Below are 15,591 nucleotides of genomic sequence, written 5' to 3'. Positions count from 1 at the left end.
GCCCCTACCTCATGCACCCGATTCACTGGGCCGTGGTGGACCGGTGGTTCGACCCGGAGACCACCGAGGTGATCGTTCGCGATCGGGTGTGCCACAGCTTCTGCGCAATCGACCGCACCGTCCTACAGCCGTGACGGCGCGCCTTACATCACATTCCGGCGGGCAGAATGTTGGGATTGGCGGCCGTGGGCGGTTCCAGTGGCGGGAGCACTGTGGCGCCATCCAGGCTGTGCACGGCGAGCTGCTGCGACCAGGGATAGTGCAGGCTGAACGCGACGAGACCGGTGCGCTCGGCGGCTGGTAGGTGGCACATCGCCAAGACTGTTTCCGCCAGATACTCCACCGGCTCGGTCGGGAAAGAATCGGGTATGAGGCTGTCTGCGCCCGGTGTCCGGATCGCGCTGGACGGTCCCACGACGTTGACGGCGATGTTGGAGTCCAGCAGTTCAGCAGCAACACCTTGGGTGAGCCGGTGCAGTGCCGCCTTCATCGACGCGTAGATCACGTCTCCGGACGACTTGTTGTACTCGCGGTAGGGGCGCGCCGGAGAGAGGCCGGTGACGGATCCGATGTTGACGATCCAGCCCGCACCTTGCCGTCGCATGTGCGGAATTGCCTGCTGAATCAGCACAAACGGTGTCCGCATATAGTGATCGACGGTGCGGTCGAAGGTCTGAATAGGCATGGCCTCGATCACCGAGTAGTCGGCGTATCCGGCGTTGTTGACCAAGATGTCGATGCGGCCCGTCCGCTCGACCACCTCCCCGATCAAGCCGGCCCGCTGGTCGGCGTCCTCCAGATCGGCGGCGATGCCGAATGCCGTGCCACCGGAAGCCTCGATCAGTTCGACGGTTTCGGCGATAGTGCCTGGCAGAGCCTCCGTGTGGCCCGCACGAGTCGACGGCGACGGCTGATGAGAGCGCGCGGTCACCGCTACCGTCGCCCCTTCGGAGGCCAGTCGCTGAGCGACTGCCCGCCCGATTCCTCGGCTGCTTCCGGTCACCAATACGGTTTTCCCGCTGAGTAATCCGGTCATCGGAGGATGAGATCCTCCTCGATCGGAGCGCGGTGGCTCTGCCACACCTCGATCAGCCGGAACGGGAAGGCGGTGACTATTCGTCCTCCGCCGGAACGGTAGTAGGTGTGTGCGGTGGGCGTGTGACACCAGACGGTGTCCGCCATCGCCCGATCGATCTCGCCGACGTAGCTCTCGAACGCCTCCGGGGTGACCTCGATGGTCGGCACGCCCCGCTGCGCCATCAGCTGGAGGCATTCCATCACGTAGTGCACCATCACCTCCACACCGAAGTTGTGCCCGCCCCCGTGACCCGGGCTGTAGTTGGGTGCCGAGGAGATGAACATGTTTGGGAAACCGGGGACCATGCCGCCGCGGTAGGCACTCGGACTGTCTCCCCAGACGTCTCTGAGCTTGATGCCGCCGCGGCCCCGGATATCGACCGTCGACAAGAAATCGAGGTAATAGCCGGTCGCGTAGATGATGACGTCCAGATCGATCTGCCGGCCGTCCTGGGTGACGATCCCACGCTCGTTGACCCGCGCCGGCTCGCTGGCCTCCACATCGACATGCGGCTTGGTCAGCGCAGCGTAGTAGCCTCCGGGGTCGCGAATGATGCGCTTGCCGTACGGCGCGAAGTCAGGAGTGACCTTCTTGGCCAAGTCCGAGCCGGCCCCGAACATCCGGTCGATGTAATCCAGGCACATCCGCAGCAACACATCGTTGGCCGGCGAGATCGACAGGTGGTGAGCCGCCCATTCCGGATCTCGCACGATCACCGGATAGTTGTTGTCGGCGGTACCCCAAAACGACTTGAGCCGATTCCAGTTGGCGTAGAACGGGATGTGGGTGTTGAGCCATCGACGGTATTCGGGCACATCGTCGGTGAGTCGCTTGCGCGGCGCTACCCAATGCGGCTGACGCTGGAACACCGTGAGGTGCTCGACTTCGCCGACGCAGGCGTCGACGATCTGCACCGCGGTGCATCCGGCACCGATGATCGCCACCTTCTTGCCACGCAAATCCAAGTCCGGATCCCACTCGGCGGAATGGATGCTCACACCGGCGAAGGATTCCCTGCACGCCAGTTCCGGCCACCGCGGGCGGTTGAGGTAGCCGACGGCCGGAATCACCACATTGGCATAGCTGACATCACGGGTGCCGTCGCGACCGACAGCGTGGATCTGCCACAGCTGACGGTCCTCGTCCCACCACAGCGCCTCCACCTCGGTGCTGAATCGGGTGTGGTCCCGCAGATTGTTCTGGGTGGCGACCGACTCCAGGTACTTCTGGTACTCAGCGCCTTGCGGGTAGTAGCTCGACCACCCAGCGTTGATGTCGCGCGACAGCGAATAGTAGGCCGAGGGTGTGTCGACACCGATGCCCGGGTAGACGGCGGTGTACCAGGTACCACCCACCTCGTCGTTGCGGTCGATGATCTCGTAACTGATTCCGGCATCAGCGCATTCCAGCGCCGCAGCCATCCCCGCGATCCCGGCGCCGATGATGACCACTTTGAAGTCCGTCGGAAGCTCAGCGGTCCGAGGCAGCACCGGCTGCGACGGGTGGAACCCACCCTGTTCCAGCAGCAGGCCCACATACTCGCCGGCCACCTCGGTCCCGAGCGCCAGCGGTGCGATCCGGGCGAACAGCGCCGGGTCATCGATCGGCAGTGCACCGGCCGGACGTGGTTGGTCGAGTGCGATCATCACCGCTTCCACCAGCGCCTCGCGGGTTTCGTCGTCGGTGACACCGATCTGCTCCGGCGGGTCGGGTTCGAACGAGATCTTCTCGGCGAACCGGTCGACGACGGCGGGATCGCCGGTCAGCTGGGCCAACACCGCAACCAACACCCCGGCGTCGGCCTGACGCAGGTAAGAGCGCAGCTCGGCGGGATCCGAGCCCGTGTGGTCTGCCGTCACGGTCGCATCGGTCGTCATCGAACCTCCTTGCTTGTGCCCCGAGTATGTGGCCGTCGCCGGCGATCCGTCCGGGCCGTGTCTACTCAGCGGGACGCGGCGTGCCCGCAACCGGCGCCGCCGGCCTACAGTCCGGGACATGAACGAGCTCGATGCCGTCCTGAGGTCGACGCGCAGTCACGCGCTCGGTGACATCCCCCGCCGCTCGGCCCGCAAAGAACCGGGCAAGATCGCCGTGATCGACGGCGATGTGTGTCTGACTTTCGCCGAATTCGAGGGGCTGGTCGATCGCGCGACGGCCGCGTTGCAGGACAACGGCTTCGGACCCGGCGACCGCGTCGCGGTCTTGGCCCACAACTGCTGGCAGTACGCGGTGCTGGCGTTCGCGACCGCTCGCGCCGCCGTCGTGCTGGTGCCGATCAACTTCATGCTGACCGCCGAAGAGATCTCGTTCATCCTGGAGCACAGCCAAGTCGCCGGCATGATCGTCGAAGCCGATCTGGTGCCCACCGCCCTCACCGCGATGCAGCTCGGCGGGAGCGTGCGCACCACTGCGGCGATCGTGCTGCCCGGCCAGACGTCGCCGCCCGGCTGGGATGACTTCGACCGCTGGCTGGCAACCGCTTCGGTGGCTCCCGCTCCGTATGTCGCCGACGACCAGATGATCCGGCTGATGTACACCAGCGGGACCGAGGCGCATCCCAAGGGCGCGATGCACTCGACTCGCAGCCTGATGGGCAACTACATCAGCTCGATCATCGCCGGTTCGATGGAGGGCACCGACATCGTCGTCCACTCGCTGCCGTTGTATCACTGTGCGCAACTCGACAACTTCTTGATCCCCGCTGCCTACCTCGGCGCCACCAGTGTCATTCTTCCCCGACCGGAGCCAGAATTGGTGTTGCACACCATCGAAAAATATGGTGCCACAAGCTATTTTGCCCCACCGACGGTGTGGATCTCGCTACTGCGGTCCCCGCTCTTCGATTCTGTGGACCTCTCCACGCTGGTCAAGGGATACTACGGCGCCTCGGCGATGCCGGCCGAGATCCTGGCCGAAATGCGTGAGCGACTTCCCGAACTGCGTCTGTGGAACTTCTACGGCCAGACCGAGATGGCACCGCTGGCATCGGCACTCGGACCACAAGATCAGGACGCACACGCCGGTTCGGCGGGCCGACCGGTGATCAACGTGGAAACCGCGATCGTCGACGACGAGGGGACCCCGGTGGACGCCGGCGTGGTGGGCGAGATCGTCCATCGAAGCCCGCACCTGATGCTGGGCTACCTCGACGATATGGCGAAGACCGCGGACGCTTTCCGCGGCAGCTGGTTCCACTCCGGGGACCTCGGCTACTACGACACCCACGGGCTGCTACACGTGGTGGACCGCAAGAAGGACATGATCAAGAGCGGCGGCGAGAATGTCGCCAGCCGGGAAGTCGAAGAGGTCCTCTACCGTCACCCGGGCGTCGAGGAGGTTGCGGTATTCGGTCTGCCCGACCCACGATGGGTGGAGGCGGTGGTCGCCGCCGTGGTGGTCCGCGAAGGCGTCGCGCTCACCGAAAGCGAACTTCTACGCCATTGCCGCACGCATCTGGCCGGATTCAAAACACCCAAGCGGTTGTTCTTCGTCGAATCGCTACCCAAAAATCCGAGTGGAAAACTGCTGAAGCGCCTGTTGCGCGAGCGGTTCAGCGCCCAGGAGATGGTGGTGGAAGCAGTGGCTCCTCGTCCAGCCCGATAGGACGCAGTACGCAACGCGTCCGCTCGAAGACCGTCACCATCGCGGTGCGAGATCCGCACTGACCGCTGGGCGGGAAGCGCCCTGGGCCGTGGTCCGCGAGCCGCATAGCCTGCCGCAATGGGCGCTGCGCCGCTTGTGGCAGCGGCGCAACCACCGATTCGGTCGACTGACATTGAATCTTGTTTCGCATGAGAGGAACTCAGCTGTGAGTCCACACCACGACACCGGACGCATCGCACGCTTCGACGAACCCGGAAAGCCGTTCCAACTAGACACCGTCCCGGTCCCCGAAGTCGGTCCCGGCCAGATCCTGATCAAAGTGACCCGGGCCAACATCTGCGGTTCCGATGTCCACGCCTGGCACGGAACGTTCGCCACCCGCGGCCTCGGTGGGCAACTTCCCACCGTTCTCGGCCATGAGATGGTCGGATCGGTGGCAGAACTCGGCGATGGCGTCACCGCCGACTCCAACGGCAAACAGCTCAGTGTCGGCACGCGAGTGGTGTTTCCCTACTTCTTCTGCTGCCACACCTGCCGCAACTGTCTGGCCGGTCGCCGCAACGCTTGCCTGAACCTGAAGATGGCGATGCTGGGCCGCGCCGATGAACCACCGTACTTCGTCGGCGGCTACGGCGACTACTTCCTGCTACCGGCCGGCGCGGTGGTCTACACCGTCCCGGACTCCGTCTCCGACGAGATCGCGGCCGGCGCCAACTGCGCTCTGTCGCAGGTGATGTACGGCCTGGAACGGGTCGATCAGCAACTGGGCGAATACGTAGTGGTCCAGGGAGCCGGTGCGCTCGGTCTGTATGCCGTCGCAGTGGCCAAGGCCCGTGGCGCCGCCCGGGTGATCGCCATCGACGGCGTCCCGGAGCGACTCGAATTGGCCAAGGCGTTCGGGGCTGACGTCGTCATCGACATCACCGAGGTCACCACGGAGAAGGAACGGGCCAAGCTGGTCCGCAAGCTCACTGATGGGCACGGCGCCGACGTGGTGGTCGAGGTGGTCGGCCACCCCTCGGCGATCGACGAGGGCCTCAAGCTGCTCGGTCAGTTCGGCCGTTATGTCGAGATCGGCAATATCAACATCGGCAAGTCCTTCGAGTTCGATCCATCGCGTTTCGTGTTCGGCAACAAGTCCATGGTCGGGGTATCGCTCTACGACCCGGCCGTGCTGTCTCGGGCCCTGGACTTCCTGGCGACATATCAGCACAAGTTGCCGTTCGAACGGCTCGCCACCGCCTGCTACTCACTCGACGACATCAACGATGCCTTCGCCGCCGCAGAAGACAAACGCGATGTCCGGGCCAGCATCGTCCTGTAGAACCACAGCTGAGCGGAGAGCAAACATGAGCTACAACCACGTCTACACGCGCACCAAGCTCTTCATCGACGGGCAGTGGGTCGACCCCGACGGCACGGGCACGATCGATGTCGTCGATCCCGCAACGGAAATGGTCTGCGGCTGTGTCCCCAACGGTTCCGAATCCGACGTGGACGCCGCGGTCACCGCAGCGCGCGCAGCGTTCGATCCGCTGATCAGCATCGCCGAACGGCGCGAGCGTCTCGACGCGGTGATCACCGCCATGGAAAAGCGGCTGCCCGATATCGCCGAAACCATCACGCGCGAAATGGGAGCCCCGATCCGGATCGCGCAGAGCGTGCAGACCCAGGTGCCTCTTGCCGTCGCCCGCGGATTCGCCGACGCCTTGGCCACGTTCGACTTCGAGGAACGGATCGGCAACTCCCTGGTGGTTCGCGAGCCCTATGGTGTGGTCGCGGCGATCACGCCATGGAACTATCCGCTCTACCAGGTGGTCGCCAAGGTCCTGCCCGGCATCGCGGCCGGTTGCACCGTCGTACTCAAACCCAGCAACGAAGCGCCCCTGTCGGTGTTCGAGTTCGTCGACGCCATCGCGGAAGCCGGGCTGCCACCAGGTGTGGTCAACCTGGTATCCGGACCGGGCCGGATCATCGGCGAGCGGATGGCGGCCCATCCCGATGTGGACTTGGTCTCCTTCACCGGCTCCACCGCCGTGGGCAGCCGGGTCGGGGAACTGGCCGGCAAGTCCATCAAGAAGGTGGCTCTGGAGCTCGGCGGCAAGTCCGCCAATGTGATCCTCGACGGCGCCGATTTAGCCACCGCGGTCAAGGTGGGTGTCGGGAATGCCTTCCTCAACGGCGGCCAGACCTGCATGGCTTGGACCCGGATGCTGGTGCCGCTGTCCCGCTACAGCGAAGCGTTGGAGCTGGTGCAGGCAGCGGTGTCGAAGTACACAGTCGGGGACCCGTGGGATCCGGCCACCCGGCTCGGTCCGTCGGCGTCGGAAGCTCAGTACCGATCGGTGCTCGGCTTCATCGAGCGGGCGCCGCGGGACGGCGCCCGGCTGGTGACCGGCGGCAGCCAGAAGCTGCGCGATGTGGGCTACTACGTCGCCCCCACCGTCTTCGCCGACGTCCACCCAGACTCCGAACTGGGTCAGGAAGAGGTATTCGGGCCGGTGCTGGCCGTCATTCCGTTCCGCGACACCGACGAGGCGCTGAGCATCGCCAACGGCACGCCCTACGGCCTGTCCGGTGCCGTGTGGGCCGCCGACGACGACACTGCGATCGCTTTCGCCCGCGAGGTAGAGTCCGGTCAGATCGATATCAACGGCGGCAAGTACAACCCCGCAGCACCATTCGGCGGCTACAAGAAGTCCGGGATAGGACGGGAGCTGGGTCGTATCGGGTTCGAGGAGTACCTGCGGATCAAGTCACTGCAGCTGCCCTAGCCCGACGCCACCCACAGGGCGCCCCAGTAAGAACAGAGGTACTCCGATCATGACCATGACTGCCGGGCCGTTGGCCATCACATCCGAAGGCGCCGTGCAGGTTTGGACCATCAACCTGCCACATCTCGGCAATGCCATCACCGACCACGACTTCATCACTGCTTTCGAGGGCGCAGTCGATTCCGCCAATTCCGATACCAGCGTCAGGGCGGTGATCCTCACCGGTGAAGGAAAGATCTTCTCAGCCGGCGGCAACGTCAAGGACATGGCCAACCGTGAGGGCATGTTCGGCCTCGAACCGATCGAGCAACGTCACGCCTACGTCGACGGAATACAGCGCCTGCCAAGAGCGCTGGCGCGCCTCGAGGTCCCGATCATCGCGGCGGTCAACGGCGCGGCGGTCGGCGCCGGCTGCGACCTGGCCACGATGTGCGATATCCGGGTCGCCTCCGAACGCGCGTCCTTCGCCGAGAGTTTCGTGCAGATCGGCCTCGTTCCCGGCGATGGCGGCACCTGGTTTCTGCAACGGGCCATCGGCTACGAGCGGGCCGCCGAGATGACACTGACCGGCGACCGCATCGACGCGGAGACCGCGCACTCCTGGGGGCTGGTCAGTCGAGTGGTTCCCCACGACGAACTCATGACCGCGGCAAGGGATCTCGCAGAGCGGATCGCCAAGAACCCGCCGCATGCCCTGCGAATGGCCAAGCGCCTACTGCAGGAGTCCCGAACCGGTGCACTGGAATCCACGCTGGCCATGGCCGCTGCGATGCAACCCCTGGCGCATCGCGACGCCGAGCATGAGCGGCGCATCGCTAAGTGGCGGAGCGTCTGATGGCACTCCCCCGACTCGTCCCCGCAGCCGCCTCGGAGTCAGCGGACACCGCGGCGCTGCGATCGGAAGTCCGGATGTTCCTCGCCGAACAGCTCGCCGCAGGCAGCTTCACCCCGACGGTCGACGCCTGGCTGTGCGGCTGGGACGAAACCTTCACCGCGGCGCTGGCGGCGCGGGGTTGGCTGGGCATGACTGTGCCGAAAGAATATGGCGGACACGGACGGTCGTTTCTGGAGCGATTCGTCGTCACCGAGGAGCTGTTGGCAGCAGGAGCGCCGGTAGCCGCACACTGGATCGCAGATCGGCAGATCGTACCCGCACTGCTGAAGTACGGCACCGAAGCGCAGAAACGCGAGTTCCTACCGAAGATCACCGCCGGTACGTGCTTCTTCGGCATCGGAATGAGCGAGCCAGACTCCGGCTCGGATCTCGCCAGCGTGCGCACCCGGGCGGTACAGACCGACGGCGGCTGGGAATTGACCGGAACAAAGGTCTGGACCTCGGGAGCACACCGCGCCCACGCATTCATCGTGCTTGCCCGCACCGCCCCGGTCGATCCTGCCCACCGTCACGCCGGACTCAGCCAATTCATCGTCAGGCTTGACGGCCCCGGCGTCGAAGTACGGCCCATCATCTCGATGAACGGCGGCCACCACTTCAACGAAGTCATCCTCGACGACGCATTCGTGCCCGACACCATGGTGTTCGGTGGTATCGGTGACGGGTGGCACCAAGTCACCTCCGAACTCAGCTTCGAAAGAAGCGGGCCCGAGCGACTGCTCTCCACCTTCCCTCTGTTGGCCGCTTCCGCGGAAGGTACGGCCGGCAAAACGATCCACCGCGACGCCGATCTGGGCCGCCTGGTAGCCAGGGTCGCAGGGTTGCACCGGATGTCGGCTGCCGTCGCAGGAGCACTGGAACGACGTGAGCCCGCCGACGTCGCGGCCGCGGTGGTCAAGGTGCTCGGCACGACCACCGAAGGCGACATCGCTGACTTCAGCGACCTGCACACCGGCGATGACTCACCCAGCGGATCCCGGTACCGCGAACTGATCCGATCCGCGGTGGATCAACGCCCCGGCTTCACACTGCGTGGCGGCACGAACGAGGTACTGCGCGGCGTGATCGCGCGCGGATTGGGGCTACGATGACCAACTCGCAAGCCAAGGACACCACCATCGACCTCGACCTGGTCAAGATGATCGATGCGGTGTTGGCCGAACACCGCGAAACCCATCCGCACGGTGCACCGATCACCCGCGACGCCGGATTGTGGTCGAGCCTGGACCAATTAGGGCTGGTCCGGCTGTCGGGCTCGGAACAGTCCGGGGGAAGCGGTGCGGGCTGGTACGAGGCCGCTGAGCTGATTACCGCGGCGGTTCGCCACGGTGTGCGCGCTCCGTTGGCCGAACATGATGTGTTGGCCTGCTGGCTTCTCGAAGCCGTCGGCGATCCGGTCGACGCAGCCGCGCGCACCGTCTGCATTCTCGATGGGTCCGGCACCGCGACCCTGGTGCCGTGGGCGTCGACGGCCGACCGGATCGTGGTGGTCTGGCCTGACGGACCGGGCTATCAGATGGCTGATGTGGATGCCGCGGTCCTGCGGATCACGCCGGGCGTCAACCTCATCGGAGAGCCTCGCGACACCGTCACCGCCGACGTCGCCGCGCTGAGCGGATCAGCTGTCTCCGCTGAGCTGGTTGCACAGCTGCGGCTGAAGTCTGCATTGGTGCGAGCGATCCAGGTCTGTGCAGCACTGGACAGCATTCTTGAGTTGTCCGTCGAGTTCGCCACGGCAAGAATCCAATTCGGACGGCCCCTGTCGAAGTTCCAGGCGATCCAGCATCTGATCGCCGATATCGCCGCGGAATCCGCACTCGCCCGCGCGGCCACCGAAGCCGCCCTGGCAGCGGCGGTCGGCAGCGACTGGTCAGCACCAGGCTTGGGATTCCTGGTCGCGGTGGCGCGATCATGCGCCGGGCACGCCAGCTCCGTGGCAGTTCGAAACGGCCACCAGATCTTCGGCGCCATCGGCACTACCGTCGAGCACCGGCTGCACGAGTACACCCGGGCCGCACTGGCCTGGCGTTCGGAGTTCGGATCCGTCCGTCACTGGGACGAGGAGGTGACGCGTGATGCGGTCGCCGCTGGGTCGGCCGGTCTGTGGAGCCTGATAGCCGACTGACCGGATGTTCCACTGACCGGTTACCACCGTGTCGCAGCCGGCCGATCGGCGGTTGACTCCAAGGAGCACTTGGTTTCCGCACGCCAAAACTTGGGAGACATGTTCCGTGAGCACTGACAACGCCATCTCGCTGACCGAGCTGCAGAACTTCATCGGCGAATTCTGGTACCACTACGACGAGGCTGACTACCCGAAGATGGCCGCCGCTTTCGCCGCGGATGCCACCTACCTCAGTCGAAGTGACTCCGGAGCATGTCCCTTTGAAGAATCCCTCGCCGCTGACCTCACCGGTGCGGCGAAGGTTGTGCCGTGGCTTATCGAACATCGCGACGCAAGCCCATATCCCCTGCGTCACCACACCACCAACCTGCACATCACCCACCACGAGGGTGACGTCACCTACGCGCGCTTCTACATCTTCGTCAACCAGGTCACCAACTTCGTTCCATTCGCGGTTTCCAGCGGAGTCACCGAGGTCGGCGTTCGCCGTGGGGGTAGCAGTCCCAGCGGGCTTGAGTTCACCAAGATGTCGGTCATCCTCGATGTCACGAACTCCGAACCATTGGTCGGCAGCGGGCTTCCCGGCTCCGAGAACGCCTCGGCGAACACCTGACCAGTGGGCACCGGTCCCTTGAATACACGCCACGTCTTCGGTGGCGGAGTCGCCGTCATCACCGGCGCCGGCGCCGGTATTGGTGCCGGCCTGGCCCGTCACGCTCACCGACTGGGGATGACTGTGGTCCTTGCCGATATCGACGGCGCTGCCGTTGCGGCATTGCGCGACGAGATTGTCGCCGACGGCGGCGCTGCCGTCGACCTAGTCTGCGACGTCCGCGATCCCGAAGCGGTGGCGGCCCTGGCGGAGCGCACCTATCGCGACGTCGGCCCGGTACGGCTGCTGGTCAACAATGCCGGCGTAGAGCAGTTCGGCTATCTGTGGGATACGCCGGTAGCCAACTGGAACCGGGTGATGGACATCAACGTCAGCGGGGTATTCCACGGCGTCCGGGCCTTTCTGCCCACGATGATCGCCGCGGGGGGACCGGCCTGGATCTGGAACCTGTCGTCAATCGGCGGCGTGGCAGCCGTCCCGCTGCAGACCCCCTACATCGTCAGCAAGCACGCGGTCCTGGCACTGACCGAGTGTCTGCGTCTGGAAGTCCAGTTGGCCGGACATGATGACCACATTCATGTCCAGGCGGTGCTGCCCGGAGCTGTGAAGTCCAACATCTTCGAGGCGGCAGGCGGTGTCAGTACCGACCTCGACGGCGCCGATGTCGCTGCCGCCGACGCCCAACGCGACGCGATGTTGGCGATCAAGGCCGGGGCGATGGACCCCCTCGAAGCCGCCGAAGTGATTTTCGAACAATCTGCTCAAGGCGCGTTCTATGTGTTGACGCAGCCCGACTATGTGCGTTCGGCGATGGCCGAGCGGGCCGAAGCGCTGCGCACCCTGGTGCCGCCGGCTTTGCGGGATAAACGTCGCTTCGATCCCGCCAAACACTAGGAGCCCCACCGTGAACGGGCCGCACATCCCCGCGTTGGACCCCGATGCCGCCGCCAGGGTTGCGGCATTCGGCCCGCCGACACCGATTCGAGACCGTGGCCTCGACGCGGTGCGCGCGTCTTTGGAATCCGCACCGCTACCTCCCGATATGCCGGAGATGTCCGACATTATCGACGCCACAGCCGCCGGGCCGGGCGGCCCTATTCCGCTGCGGGTCTACCGTCCGCAGCTCGATGAGGCTCCGTCGCCGGTGATCGTCCACCTTCATGGCGGCGGACTGGTCATGGGTTCGAACCACTCATTCGAGCCGATGGCCCGGACGATGGCGGCCGCGAGCGGTGCGGTGGTGGTGGCCGTCGACTATCGACTGGCTCCGGAGAATCCCCCGCCCGCACAGTTCGAGGACGCGCTGGCAGCCCTCGAGTGGACCGCTGCCCACGCGACCGATCTGGACCTGGACCGGCACAGACTGGTCATCTCCGGCGACAGCGCCGGCGGCGGTGTCGCCGCAGCCGTCGCCCTGGCGGTGCGTGACCACGGTGGCCCGCCGATCTTCGCTCAGCTTCTGATGTATCCCGGCGTGGACCGCGACATGGCGGCCTCCTCGGTGCTGCGCGACGTGACGGCGCCGATGCTGACCCACGACGACATCGTCTACCTGCATGAACTGGCAGACCAGGGCGCGGGTTCCGCTCATGATGTCCGCCGCGTCCCGGCCTACGCAACCGACCTGCGCGGCCTGCCCCAGGCCATCGTCGTCACCGCTGAGCTCGACCCGATCGCCGACTGGGGTGAGCGCTATGCCGGCCGCCTGCGCGATGCGGGAGTGCAGACCACGATCACCCGCTACCCGGGCATTTACCACGGCTTTCTGATGCGGTCGGATGCGACCGCTCGAGGGCGGTTGGCAATGGCAGAGATCGGGGCGCTGCTGCGCGCCAAATTCGCCTGCCCCATGCCGTTTTAGGCGGTTCAGCTCGGTATCCGGGTGCCCGACTAACGTCCCGATGATCGGACACCAGGGGTTCGGGAAAACGGTGGCGCGGCACACAATCGAGTTCAGCAATGGGCGTGTGGTTCAGCGCCGGAACTACAGAAGAGGAGTCCCTGTGATGCTCACCGAAGAGCGGCGGATGGAGCTTTCCGACATCCTGCGCCCCGCTTCGCCACCCCGCGAGATTGCCGATGTCTACACCGAGGACCAGCGTGAGCGCCTCCTGGACGTCGTACGCAAAGACGGGCCGTGGAGTCTGATCATCGCCCAGCACTTCGCTTCCCCCGAGGAACTCATCGCCACCATGAGCGGCAAGTTTCCAGAGGGTTTCACTCCCACCCTGGATCTGTTCTTGACGCCCACCTTTCGCGGCTTTCTGGCGAACCACGGGACAGTGCTCTACCCGGAGCTACACGATTGCTTCTACAAGGCCGACTTCCTCGAAATGGCCAAGTCATACTGGCAGGCCGAGTACGCCAAGCCCCAGATGATGTTGTTCAACATCAATGGCCCGTGCGCCAATCGCGACCCGGGCCACATCGATTCGCCGAGCTTCCGCGGAGTGCGTTACGAAAACGCCCCGACCTGGCTGGTCAGCGTGATGGGCAAGTCCGGCCTGTTCGCCGACTACCTGATCAAGATGGCACAGGTCATCACCTGGTTCTCGCTGGACGAGGCTAGCGGGTTCACCTATTGGCCCGACGGCCCGCTCAAGGCGCCCAAACGTATTCAGCCGCCGGTGTACAACCGGGGCGTCGTGGTGCAGAACGAGATGCTGGTACACCGGGGCGAGGCGAACGGCCCGCTCGAACAGCAGGTGCCTGCCGAACTGGCATTCGACACGATGTTCGGCGGCGACCCGGCCTCTCGCGATCACTGGGTGCTCAAGAACGGCGAGGACGTCATCGCGCGCCATCACACCAGCGAACTCCGCTTCCTGGTGCACTGGTCCTCTGAGGTCTACCGGGACTACGACGAGCTGAAGAAGAACATGGACCACTCCGACGATCTGACCGTCGACAAGGCCATCGACATGATGGTGGATGACTTGAGCAAGCGGGGTTACAAACTCGACATCCCGAGCGAGCCACTGCACGACGCCGCGTTCATCGGCGCACTCAACGCAGGCTATGACCTCGGCGGGCCCGCGGTGTATCCGCAGGAAGCGCCGTTGAGCGCATTCCAATTCACCTGAGCTGTAGGGCTTTCCGGTGTGGTCCTGCCTCAGTCGGCGGGACCACACCACAATCGGTCACCAGTGGAGGCCACGACGGCCGGCGGCGATCAGAGCCCGTCGAACACCGGTAACGAACCCGTGCCGACAGCCTCGTCGATCGAGGTGCGCAAGCGTTCGCACGCCAGGAAGGTGCCCGGCCTCAGGTCCGTTCCGTGGACCGAGGGATGCGCGCTCCGCCGTTCCTGACACCGGGCCATGGCAGCGCCGTTCCATTGCACACTGGTCTGTTCCCAGCTGCTCTTGCGAGCCAGGACGCGCGCGCCGCACGATCCGCATATCACCGGAGTCATCGGCGCGTCGCTCAACCGGTTGTCAGGACGCATGATCCGCGGGTGTCAGACCTACCAGGCGAGGCAGCCGATTGGCAGCGATGTTGTCCTGCACCTCGGTCATCCACGCCTCGCGCGGACGGGTGGTATCGATCTCGAACTCGAATCGATCAACCATGTCACTGGTGACGTCGTCGACGTCGACATAGAACTGCTCGTACCACCGGCGCACCTGGTAGACGGGTCCGTCTTCTTCGCACAGCAGCGGATTGTCGATCCGGGCTTTACGTCGCCAGATGGCCACATCCTGTTCGAAGCCCATCTTCACGAAATCACCGAGCGCGATGGCCATCTGCATCGCAGCGTCCTCCGGCAGACCCTCCGATTTCTCCACGGTGATGCCGTATTGCAGGACAAATGAATTCGCGTCAATCGGATAATGGCAGTTGAGCAGGACCGTTCGTTGGTCGCTGTGCTCGTAGTGGTAGGTCAGATCGTCGATCATGAACGAGGGACCGTAGTAGGACGCCACCGATGTCGTTCCGAGGATCGCGGCACCCTCACCCGAGCCAAGGTCCGGTCGCGCTTCACTCTTGTAGTACTGGGTGGCGATGTGCCCCTCGAACACATTCTTGAAGGCGGTCGGAAGGCCCCCGTGAATGTAGAAGAAGTGCGCCATGTCGACGATGTTGTCGATGATTTCACGGCAATTGGTGTGGACCACCGTGCTGTACCAATGCCAATCGGTCCACCGATCGCCCCCGACGCCGTCGATGCGCGGAATCGTCACCTCGGGGGGCGGCGCCTTCTTCTCCGGGTCGTTCCAGGCGAACAGCATGCCGTCCTGCTCCATGGTTGGCCAGGTTGCCGTACGGGCCAGCTTGGGAACCCTTCGGCTGTAGGGAATCTTCTTGCACCGGCCGTCGCCGCCCCAGCGCCAGTCGTGGAACGGACAGGCGATCTCGTTGCCCTTGACCTCCCCGTCGGACAGATCGCCACCCATGTGCCGGCAGTAGGCGTCCAGTACATTGATCTTGCCGTCCTCGCCGCGGAAAACCACCAACTTGCCGCCGAAGGCGTTGATCGAGTGCTGTCTCTTATACACATCT

General features: G+C 64.8%; 14 protein-coding genes and 1 pseudogene. 11 read left to right on the top strand and 4 right to left on the bottom strand.

What is annotated here, in order from left to right:
- Positions 1 to 134: pseudogene (locus tag LI94_RS24580) on the top strand (Dabb family protein); the annotation flags it as partial.
- A 14-nt stretch (positions 135 to 148) separates the two neighbouring features.
- Here LI94_RS24580 and LI94_RS15745 read toward each other — a convergent pair.
- Together LI94_RS15745 and LI94_RS15740 are read right to left on the bottom strand one after the other, a co-directional pair.
- Entirely contained in the window at positions 149 to 1,036 is an 888-nt protein-coding gene (locus LI94_RS15745; RefSeq protein WP_024442277.1) for an SDR family NAD(P)-dependent oxidoreductase, read from the bottom strand.
- Positions 1,033 to 2,955: an NAD(P)-binding domain-containing protein gene (locus tag LI94_RS15740; RefSeq protein ID WP_024442276.1), complete on the bottom strand. Its 1,923-nt coding sequence runs from the start codon at positions 2,953 to 2,955 to the stop codon at positions 1,033 to 1,035. The genes LI94_RS15745 and LI94_RS15740 overlap by 4 nt, the downstream gene beginning before the upstream one ends.
- Before the next feature lie 118 nt (positions 2,956 to 3,073).
- On the opposite strand from LI94_RS15740, the gene LI94_RS15735 reads away from it, so the two are divergent.
- From LI94_RS15735 to LI94_RS15690, 10 genes are all read left to right on the top strand, one after another.
- On the top strand, positions 3,074 to 4,681 hold the full coding sequence (locus LI94_RS15735) for an acyl-CoA synthetase (protein ID WP_046301762.1): 1,608 nt from the start codon (positions 3,074 to 3,076) through the stop codon (positions 4,679 to 4,681).
- Positions 4,682 to 4,886: 205 nt separating this feature from the next.
- Positions 4,887 to 6,005, top strand: a complete 1,119-nt coding sequence (locus tag LI94_RS15730) for a zinc-binding dehydrogenase (protein ID WP_024442274.1) — start codon at positions 4,887 to 4,889, stop codon at positions 6,003 to 6,005.
- Positions 6,006 to 6,030: 25 nt separating this feature from the next.
- Positions 6,031 to 7,455, top strand: a complete 1,425-nt coding sequence (locus LI94_RS15725) for an aldehyde dehydrogenase family protein (protein ID WP_046301761.1) — start codon at positions 6,031 to 6,033, stop codon at positions 7,453 to 7,455.
- Between the two features lie 55 nt (positions 7,456 to 7,510).
- Positions 7,511 to 8,290 (top strand): crotonase/enoyl-CoA hydratase family protein, encoded by a 780-nt coding sequence (locus LI94_RS15720; RefSeq protein WP_024442272.1) that lies wholly within the window; start codon positions 7,511 to 7,513, stop codon positions 8,288 to 8,290.
- Positions 8,290 to 9,441, top strand: a complete 1,152-nt coding sequence (locus LI94_RS15715) for an acyl-CoA dehydrogenase family protein (protein ID WP_046301765.1) — start codon at positions 8,290 to 8,292, stop codon at positions 9,439 to 9,441. The genes LI94_RS15720 and LI94_RS15715 overlap by 1 nt, the downstream gene beginning before the upstream one ends.
- Positions 9,438 to 10,475, top strand: a complete 1,038-nt coding sequence (locus tag LI94_RS15710; RefSeq protein WP_046301760.1) for an acyl-CoA dehydrogenase family protein — start codon at positions 9,438 to 9,440, stop codon at positions 10,473 to 10,475. The genes LI94_RS15715 and LI94_RS15710 overlap by 4 nt, the downstream gene beginning before the upstream one ends.
- A 106-nt stretch (positions 10,476 to 10,581) precedes the next feature.
- Entirely contained in the window at positions 10,582 to 11,088 is a 507-nt protein-coding gene (locus LI94_RS15705; protein ID WP_046301759.1) for a nuclear transport factor 2 family protein, read from the top strand.
- 18 nt (positions 11,089 to 11,106) lie between these two features.
- Entirely contained in the window at positions 11,107 to 11,982 is an 876-nt protein-coding gene (locus tag LI94_RS15700; protein WP_046301764.1) for an SDR family NAD(P)-dependent oxidoreductase, read from the top strand.
- A gap of 10 nt (positions 11,983 to 11,992) precedes the next feature.
- On the top strand, positions 11,993 to 12,949 hold the full coding sequence (locus tag LI94_RS15695; protein WP_239651247.1) for an alpha/beta hydrolase: 957 nt from the start codon (positions 11,993 to 11,995) through the stop codon (positions 12,947 to 12,949).
- Between the two features lie 145 nt (positions 12,950 to 13,094).
- Positions 13,095 to 14,171 (top strand): hypothetical protein, encoded by a 1,077-nt coding sequence (locus tag LI94_RS15690; RefSeq protein WP_046301758.1) that lies wholly within the window; start codon positions 13,095 to 13,097, stop codon positions 14,169 to 14,171.
- 89 nt (positions 14,172 to 14,260) lie between these two features.
- On the opposite strand, the gene LI94_RS24575 is transcribed toward LI94_RS15690, so the two are convergent.
- Both LI94_RS24575 and LI94_RS15680 read right to left on the bottom strand, forming a co-directional pair.
- Positions 14,261 to 14,536, bottom strand: a complete 276-nt coding sequence (locus tag LI94_RS24575; RefSeq protein ID WP_046301757.1) for a hypothetical protein — start codon at positions 14,534 to 14,536, stop codon at positions 14,261 to 14,263.
- Positions 14,526 to 15,591 (bottom strand): Rieske 2Fe-2S domain-containing protein (locus LI94_RS15680; protein WP_046301756.1); only part of this gene is annotated, 1,066 nt, incomplete at its 5' end. The genes LI94_RS15680 and LI94_RS24575, both read right to left, overlap by 11 nt.

The sequence above is a fragment of the Mycobacterium sp. UM_Kg27 genome (assembly GCF_000972905.1).
Lineage (GTDB): Bacteria > Actinomycetota > Actinomycetes > Mycobacteriales > Mycobacteriaceae > Mycobacterium.
The sequence above is the reverse complement of the archived record's forward strand: the minus strand, read 5'-3'. Positions and strand labels throughout refer to the sequence as shown.

Excerpts from the sequence above, each read along its gene's own strand:
- LI94_RS15710 (WP_046301760.1), top strand. The coding sequence starts at position 9,438 with ATGACCAACTCGCAAGCCAAGGACACCACCATCGACCTCGACCTGGTC.
- LI94_RS15715 (WP_046301765.1), top strand. The coding sequence starts at position 8,290 with ATGGCACTCCCCCGACTCGTCCCCGCAGCCGCCTCGGAGTCAGCGGAC.
- LI94_RS15735 (WP_046301762.1), top strand. The coding sequence starts at position 3,074 with ATGAACGAGCTCGATGCCGTCCTGAGGTCGACGCGCAGTCACGCGCTC.
- LI94_RS24575 (WP_046301757.1), bottom strand. The coding sequence starts at position 14,536 with ATGCGTCCTGACAACCGGTTGAGCGACGCGCCGATGACTCCGGTGATA.
- LI94_RS15745 (WP_024442277.1), bottom strand. The coding sequence starts at position 1,036 with ATGACCGGATTACTCAGCGGGAAAACCGTATTGGTGACCGGAAGCAGC.
- LI94_RS15690 (WP_046301758.1), top strand. The coding sequence starts at position 13,095 with ATGCTCACCGAAGAGCGGCGGATGGAGCTTTCCGACATCCTGCGCCCC.
- LI94_RS15725 (WP_046301761.1), top strand. The coding sequence starts at position 6,031 with ATGAGCTACAACCACGTCTACACGCGCACCAAGCTCTTCATCGACGGG.
- LI94_RS15720 (WP_024442272.1), top strand. The coding sequence starts at position 7,511 with ATGACTGCCGGGCCGTTGGCCATCACATCCGAAGGCGCCGTGCAGGTT.
- LI94_RS15740 (WP_024442276.1), bottom strand. The coding sequence starts at position 2,955 with ATGACGACCGATGCGACCGTGACGGCAGACCACACGGGCTCGGATCCC.